Consider the following 8148-nt stretch of genomic DNA (forward strand, 5'->3'; position numbering starts at 1 on the left):
TTGTGGAACACCCTGAGGACCTGTGCTGGTTGCGTTAGTGCTGGTTGGGGTTACTTCTTTCACCACCGCTTGGTACTTGACAGTAACTGGAGTTCCGTTGGCATCAACACGAGTCAATTCAAGTTCTGGTGTTTCACCCTTGAACTGCTTGTCCGGAGTGAAGGTCACTTTGCCTTCTGCGTCCACTTCAAACTTACCAACATTTGGCACTTCCTTCACAGTTGTACCGTTGTCAAATAGTGGAGTTGAATCAGCTGGGAATGGAACTGAGTCATGACCTGGCGTGAAGGTCACTTTACCTTCTTGGACTTGACCTTGAAGTCCTTCTGTCTTATCACCTGAACCAGTCGGAGTTACTTTCTCAACAACTGGGGTATAGGTCGTTACAGCCGACTCCCCATTTTTATCCACCACTCCAACTCGAACTGGAGTTGCCGGACCATAGAAGGTTTTCAGTGGAGTAAAGACAATTGTTTTATTTACAAGATCTAAATCGTACGTCCCTTGGTCGGCAATGGTTAGCGAAGTTACCTTTTGTCCATTCTCATCATAAAGAAAGACACTACTTTGGACTAGTTCAACGGATTTCTTTGCTCCATTAATGGTTGTTGTCCCTTTTGTAAAGTGGACCTCGCTCTCGCTTGCTCTATCCTCATCAAATTGAATCGTCGCTGCCTGCTTCTGCCCTTGAAAGCCTTTAGATTTCGCTGCACTTGCTGAAGGTACAACTGGAAGCGGAACATAATACACCAACCTATCCCAAGAGAATTCTTTTTCCAACTCTTCATCGCTCGGATTTATCGCACTAATCCAATATTGATCAAGAGCCTCATCTCCCGACAATGTATTTGCGTCAATATCTTCACCTGGGTAATAGCCAGGAATTTCAGGCGAAATCACTTGAGACCAAGTTTGGTCTGCAGACCAGGCTGAGTATGTCACACCTGCTGTCGCATCATTTGGATGCATTTTTGCCAAAACCTGATCGATTCTCTTGGTTCGAGTAAACGAATGGGATTCTACATGTCTGGGAGGAAGAAGCGATAAATCAGGATTTTTTGCTTTTCTGTAATACTCATAATTAATTTCACGAGTTCCACGAACAGTTTCGGTTAGTTCTGTAATCTTATGTCTAAACTGAAACTTGAATTGTCTTGGGCTAGCCAAGTCACCAAAGTTATGATCTGTAAAATCGTTACTAATCAGTTCATATCCTGCATCTTCTAATTCCTTAATTCGACGATCAGGATCATAAGAAATTGGTCCATTAGGTTTGCCTACAACTGTGTCTACCTGTCCTAGTTGTACTTCCTTAGATGGATCATTTACATCCACAAAGGTAAAACTTGCAGATGACAGTTTGGTAGACATTTGGATTGAAACATTATTGGACTCAGTGTACTTGGAACTGCCATTTGCCAATGCCGAAGAAAGATAAGCCGTAGCACCTGGGGCAGTATCTTGCCCGATAACTGCTCCATTGATAGGAAATTGAACCCTACTTCCAGCAGCAACCGGAGCAGTCGAATGCCAACGAACTGCACGAATCTCTGACCAATCCGACACTTGATCTGCTGTGAGCCATTGTGAAGCATTAATTTCCGCAGCAGTGCCCGCAGTGCGACTATATTGAACTTCCCAGCCTGAAGGTGGTGTTAGAGCTTTTGTCAAACTCACTGTAAATTCAGAGCCACGATTTCTGGATTCTAGCTGTTTATCACCTTTCATCGGCAAGGATGACAAAACATAAACGTCTGAAACAGGCTGTTTCGCTGCGTTTTTATAGGTCACTCTGAAATCAATCTCATCACCAGGATAATGTTCTTGAGTATTATAGGCAAAGTGTTGATTTGTAGCTCTCTTCACTTCAGAGTAGACACCACTCGCTTCAGAAGCCTGTACGATCACATCGAAGTCATAAGAAACTGAATTTTTCGAGGTAACTGTAATCCCATCTAGCTCCCCCAAGTCATAACCATTCTGAGCTTGAACGTCAGGAAGTTCCTCGTCCCAAAAAGCAATCGCTTTATAGGTGTAGGTCCCATTTGGAATCGTCTTGTTTTCTAACTTCAAAAGTGTTGCAGGCATAGGGGAGTCTGGAGTCCCCTTTACTTGGGCATAGTAGAGAGTTTTCCCAGTATCTTTGTAATTATAATAGACCTTAAAATTAGGATTCCCACTAAAGTTTAATTGTGGATCAGCCAAATAAGCCAGATGGTAAACTCCTGTCAAGTTTGCGAAGTTCTGGGTAGGAGTTTCTTTACCCGCAGTCCTTGTGATAAAATCTTCTTTAAAACCAGAAGCATCTGTGTGTCGATTAAAGACATCTGTCCGACGGCGTCCAACCATCGAAATTTGCTGGCTAACGCGTGTTAATTCAGCTGAGGCCGTTTGAGATAAGGAAACAGTGTTACCAGTATTGTTAAATGTGAAATCCGTTCTAGAATCCAACTTACTGATTGTCGAATCTTTATAGAGACTTTCCCAATTATTAAAACGTGTTTTGGTCTGGAAAACAAACATTGATGTATCATTTGTTGAGGACTTCCTCATCTTGATATTTTTAAACTTGTACTCCAGTTCCTTCACATCTTGCTCTTCCGTCAGTCGTAGGCTACGAGTGTTACTATTAAAAGTCCCTAACAACTCACCTGTAGCTTTATTGTATACTTCTACAGATGCATCCGGTGAAGAGAAAAATTCATTCCAATAACGCTCCTCAATCGCATTGACTTCTCGATAAGACTCTCGTGGGTCTTGTATTCTATGGGTGACCGTGTAGTCATTGATAGGATAATCTTTTTCAACCTCAGCGACTGATGAGAGTCGAACATAAGAACGGTATTCTGTTTCACCATAGGAACGAATTATCTCCGAGTCAGACTGATTATAGTGTCTATATTCGAAGAGAGAAGACTCTGGCTGATCTGTTTTTTGAACAAAGAGAGTATAGGGAAGAACGGCCGTATTTTGATAACTAGTCCCATCTGCTTTTGTATAGATACCTGTCACAGTTAGGTTTTGCGCTTTTCTATTGATATCTGCTACTTTGGCATTCTTTAACTTAAAAGAAATTGGAATGAGCTTATTTTTATTGTTATTGATATCTTGAAGCGGATTGTTAGCTCTGTTAATGGTCAGATGGTAACCCGTCGCATCGGCAGTCCATCCCAAAGCTTTGGCTTCATCTGTCAATTCATAACCTTCTTTTAGATCTACATTATAGGTATAAGAAGTGACAGGATCAATGATATGTCCCCCGACATCACTAATCCCCATACCATTGATCATACGACCATCAAAGACACCATTTCCATAGTTGAAATAATCATTTCTTGCCGTATTATTCTTAGGATCTTTCGCACCATTAAATAGGTAGAAAGACACAACCGACGAACCATCGTCAACGATACCATCGTTGTCTCGATCATAGCCAATGACCTGATTGTTAGACATTGGTGTCAGACCACCTACACCGTTTTCTAAGACTTTCCATGTGTGTTCAATGCTTCCAAGTTCTTTGAGGACATTGCCATTTTTGTCATAGAGCTTAGCAGTTGCGGTCACCTTATGGTCTGGTCCAAGGGCTTGGACAGCGCCTCCCCAATTCTGCGTCAAAGGATCTATCTGAAAAGTATAGACGAAGTTATAGTTTGCCCCACCTCTCAGATTCGCAGGTTCTATCTTTAAATCAAGATCCCCATTCGCTTTTTCTTGGCTAAACTTTACACCACCGACTGGAGAAGGGGTCAATTTAATAGCCTTCCCATTTTGGAAATGAATTTTAATATACCCACCAGAATAGTCTGCTTCATGCCCAGTAATACTAAAAGTCAAGGATTCACGGACACTATCTACCGCATGGATATCCTTGATTGGCGAATGAGCTTGAAATGCAGCATTGACTTCATCTAGCGATCTCTTGCGCCTAGAAGAAGTTTTCCCGCTAGAGCCACTTTCTTCCTTGCTTTTCTGCTCAGTTTGAGTTGATTCTATAGATTGCTTTTTCTCCTCATCTAAAGAAGGCTGACTCGCTTCCTTGATATTGTCAACTTGAGAAACTGGTTGGCTCTGAGCGACTGGTGAAGATACTTCTGTTTTGGACGGTTCAGCTTTATCCTCCAGCTCCTTAACCGCTTCGTTCTGTGTCAATTCTTTTTGAGGCTCAGAAATGACTTCCGGCCCATTCTCAGCACTTTTTTCCTTTTGTTGAATTTCTGCCTGCGTTTGTTGTTCCTTATTGTTGACTTGAGCTTCATCTGCTTGCACCGGAGAAGTAGCCATCACCATAAAGGTTCCTAGCAATACCGAACAGGTCCCAACACTTAACTTTCTAATTGAAAAGCGGGAAAAAGATTGATTAAAAAATTTTTTCTTCATCATTTCTCCTTTATATTCATACTTAATCTAACATAACAGCTTTATCATTATAACTTATAGTAAATAGAATTTCCAATAGAATGTTCATTTCTACATAAATTTCTTTATAACTCCATTTGCATAGAAAAAGGAAGCTGTAAAACCAGCTTCCTTCTGTTGTTTTCATTTAATTTTCACGATTATTCCACACTGAAAAGATATGGATATACGGGTTGTTGACCTTGGTGAATCTCTACTTCAACATCTCCGAATTCTTCTGCGATTTCTTGGGCAATTTCATTGGCAAGTTCTTCGCTTCCGTCTTCACCGACATAGAAAGTCACGATTTCACTATCTTCGTCCAACATATGTTTCAAAGTTTCAGTCAAGGTTTGGTGCATGTCAGGATTTGACACGAGGATTTTCCCATCGACCATACCAAGATTGTCATTTTCATGAATTGCTAATCCATCGATAGTTGTATCACGAACGGCAGTCGTTACACTACCGCTGATGACATCACCGAGGGCTGCAGTCATGCGTTCTTTGTTTTCTTCGATTGATTTGCTTGGATCAAAGGCAAGAAGGCTGGTCAACCCTTGAGGAATTGTACGCGCTTCTACCACAACAGCAGGTTGTTCAAGCACTTCAGCCGCAGACTGAGCTGCCATAAAGATATTTTTGTTGTTTGGCAAGAAGATGATGTTGCGAGCATTGACCTGTTCAACAGCCTTGATAAAGTCTTCTGTTGAAGGGTTCATCGTCTGCCCGCCTTCGATAACATAATCCACACCTTGGGCACGGAAGATATCTGCTAAACCTTGACCAGCTACTACTGCGATAAGGGCATACTCTTTTGTTTCAGCAGGCTTGTTTCCTTGAGTTGCTTCTTTTTCAACTTGCGCCTCGTGTTGGTTACGCATGTTGTCCACTTTTACCTTAATCAAGCTACCATATTTGAGACCTTCTTGCATGACAAGACCTGGATCTTCTGTATGGACGTGAACTTTGACGATTTCATCATCATTGACAACAAGTAGAGAGTCGCCTAAGTCATTCAAGTAGTTACGGAATTCATCATAGTCAAAGTCCTTAGAATAAGTTGGACCTTGTTTGAGGGCTACCATAATCTCTGTACAGTAACCAAAGGTAATATCCTCAGTTGCAACATGTCCAGCCACAGACTTATGGTGCTCTGCATTAATCATTTCACTCATGTTGGCAGGAGTCGCTACAAAGTCTTCAGAAGCACTGTATTCACCAGTAAGAGCTGAAAGGAATCCTTCGTAGATGAAGACCAAACCTTGACCACCTGAGTCTACCACACCAACTTCCTTAAGGACTGGAAGCATTTCTGGTGTCTTAGCCAAAGCTGCTTTTGCACCTTCCAAGGCTGCACGCATGACCTCAACAGCATCATCTGTCTCCTCGGCTTTTTTCTTAGCCCCAATAGCCGCTCCACGAGAAACAGTCAAAATGGTCCCTTCAACTGGTTTCATAACCGCTTTATAAGCTACTTCGACACCGGATTGGAAGGCAAGAGCCAAGTCTTGACCTGTTAATTCATCTTTTTCCTTGATAGCCTGAGAGAAGCCACGGAAGAGCTGAGAAGTGATAACCCCTGAGTTCCCACGCGCACCCATCAAGAGTCCTTTAGCAAGAATGCTCGCTACTTCTCCAACTGTAGAAGCAGGCTTGTCTGCTACTTCTTTCGCACCATTCTCAATGGTCATTCCCATGTTTGTCCCAGTATCTCCATCTGGAACTGGAAAGACGTTTAATGAATTGACATATTCTGCTTGCTTATTCAAACGAGTTGATGCAGCCTGCACCATCTCTTGGAATAAACTGGTAGTAATTTTTGACACGATTATTCTCCTACAACTTTGATATTTTGAATGTAGACATTCACAGTCTGAGCAGTAATTCCTAGTTGATTTTCTAAACTAAAACGAACACGCTCTTGAATGTTTTTTGACACTTCGCTTATCTTTACTCCGTAGCTCAATACGGTATAAACATCAACTGCAATGCTACCATCTTCGGCTGCTTTTATAACAACACCCTTAGAATAATTTTCCTTACCAAGAAGGGCTTGGAAATTGTCTTTGAGGGCATTTTTACTAGCCATACCGACCACACCAAAAATCTCAGTTGCGGCACCACCTACTACGGTTGCAATCACTTCATCTGTCAGTTCGATTTGACCATCTTTTGTATTAATTTTTACAGTCATTTTTTTTACCTCAACTAGTTGATACTCTATTTTATCATATTTCAGCCCAAGTGTAAAAGCAGAATGCTGTATCGGCGGATATTTACTCTATTTTTCAAATGATTTTATCCTTAGAGCAAAAGAAAAAGACCAGTTAGGTCTTTTCATTTTTATTAAACGCGTTCAACTTTACCTGATTTCAAAGCACGAGCTGAAGCCCAAACTTTTTTAGGTTTACCATCGATAAGAACAGTAACTTTTTGAAGGTTTGGTTTTACGGCACGTTTTGTTTGGTTCATCGCGTGTGAACGGTTGTTTCCTGATACAGTCTTACGACCTGTAAAGTAACATACTTTAGCCATTGTGTTTTCCTCCTATTAGATCTAATATAGCGGATGTGCTAGCACCACATACCGTACTATGTTATCACACTTTCTCTATTTTGGCAAGGAAATTCGGAGACTTTTTTTTATTTAACGTAAACAACTCCAAGTTTACCAAAAGCGACTTCCCCGCGGATAATCAAGGTTTTGCTGGTTGGTGCTACAGGAGCATCTGCCTTAGCTGCACCAAAGGAGGTTTCTACTTTCAAATCGACACGCCAGTGTTGCGGAACATAGACGGTTGCATTCCCGAAGGCCACTTCAATATTTAAAGTCGCAAAATCACCTAGCATCTCTGCATTATCATAGTAGATTTTAGCATCCCCAAAAGCGACTTCCACTTGGTCATCTACGAGATCTTGATCTTGCTTATAGAAGGTCCCGCTACCAAAAGCGACTTCCTTATCCGTGACGACTGTTTTTTTCCCATCGTACCACCATTTTTTTTCATTCCAGAACTTACTTGAATGCGTCAGATAACCAACACCTAGCACTGCTAAGATACTAGCCCAAAACAAAGACTGGTTTGGAATAGGAAGAATGTTATAAAAATGATTCGCAATCATTAAGGCTACTAGAGCGGTAAAAACTGCTGATGTTAGATGACGACGAAGCAAAGCTTCAACTGATTGGTAAGCAAAAAAGGCGATACCAATCAAAGGCCATATCTTGCCATCCAAAGAAGGAATTCCAAAATTCCCTTGCAGCAAGATCCAAGCTGCTAAAACCAATAAAACAATACCAAATGCTTTCTTTTTCATGTTTTTTACCTCATGTTTCTTAGATTTTCTTTTAGGAGGGATTGGTAATGTCGTGAGACATGAACCTCCTTGTGCGTCTGATAAAAGGAAATGGTGCCCGTTCCTGAAAAGGACTTATCCACTGAGTAAATCTGACGGATGTTTGCGATCGTTGACTTGGACACTCGACTGAAATAGCGAGGTAAGATGGACTCCAACTCATAGAGCTTGAGGCGAACTTCATAGGCTTCCTTCTGGTTATGAGCATAAATCTTACTCCCTTCTGTTTCAAAGAAGAGAATTTCTGACAGGTCTAGATAATATTCACCTGTCCCCTTGTAAAAAGTCAACCTCGGAGCCTTTGACTCTTGCAAAAGTCGTTGCAAATCTGCAATTTCATCTGTCAAAGTGGGGGTCTTGATGACAATTTCAGTCTCCTCTAAATTGCCAT

The 8148-nt window shown here is 41.4% G+C and carries 6 protein-coding genes; all 6 read right to left on the bottom strand.

All coding sequences use genetic code 11. From position 1 onward, the window contains the following. Nucleotides 1-4383: YSIRK-type signal peptide-containing protein (locus GMD4S_RS06335; RefSeq protein WP_008289325.1), on the bottom strand; the 4383-nt coding region annotated here is incomplete at its 3' end. A 176-nt stretch (nt 4384-4559) separates the two neighbouring features. Next, nucleotides 4560-6227: a DAK2 domain-containing protein gene (locus GMD4S_RS06340; RefSeq protein WP_000036681.1), complete on the bottom strand. Its 1668-nt coding sequence runs from the start codon at nt 6225-6227 to the stop codon at nt 4560-4562. 2 nt (nt 6228-6229) lie between these two features. Then, nucleotides 6230-6595, bottom strand: coding sequence for an Asp23/Gls24 family envelope stress response protein (locus GMD4S_RS06345; protein ID WP_000216434.1), 366 nt, complete (start codon nt 6593-6595; stop codon nt 6230-6232). Nucleotides 6596-6747: 152 nt separating this feature from the next. Beyond that, nucleotides 6748-6936, bottom strand: a complete 189-nt coding sequence (gene rpmB / locus GMD4S_RS06350; RefSeq protein ID WP_001140948.1) for a 50S ribosomal protein L28 — start codon at nt 6934-6936, stop codon at nt 6748-6750. 107 nt (nt 6937-7043) lie between these two features. Next, a complete protein-coding gene (locus GMD4S_RS06355; RefSeq protein WP_000725733.1) occupies nt 7044-7718 on the bottom strand; it encodes a LiaF transmembrane domain-containing protein in 675 nt (224 codons plus the stop codon). A gap of 5 nt (nt 7719-7723) precedes the next feature. Next, nucleotides 7724-8148 (bottom strand): LytTR family DNA-binding domain-containing protein (locus GMD4S_RS06360; RefSeq protein WP_000463667.1); only part of this gene is annotated, 425 nt, incomplete at its 5' end.

Source organism: Streptococcus sp. GMD4S (genome assembly GCF_000296955.1).

Excerpts from the sequence above, each read along its gene's own strand:
- GMD4S_RS06345 (WP_000216434.1), bottom strand. The coding sequence starts at position 6,595 with ATGACTGTAAAAATTAATACAAAAGATGGTCAAATCGAACTGACAGAT.
- rpmB (WP_001140948.1), bottom strand. The coding sequence starts at position 6,936 with ATGGCTAAAGTATGTTACTTTACAGGTCGTAAGACTGTATCAGGAAAC.
- GMD4S_RS06355 (WP_000725733.1), bottom strand. The coding sequence starts at position 7,718 with ATGAAAAAGAAAGCATTTGGTATTGTTTTATTGGTTTTAGCAGCTTGG.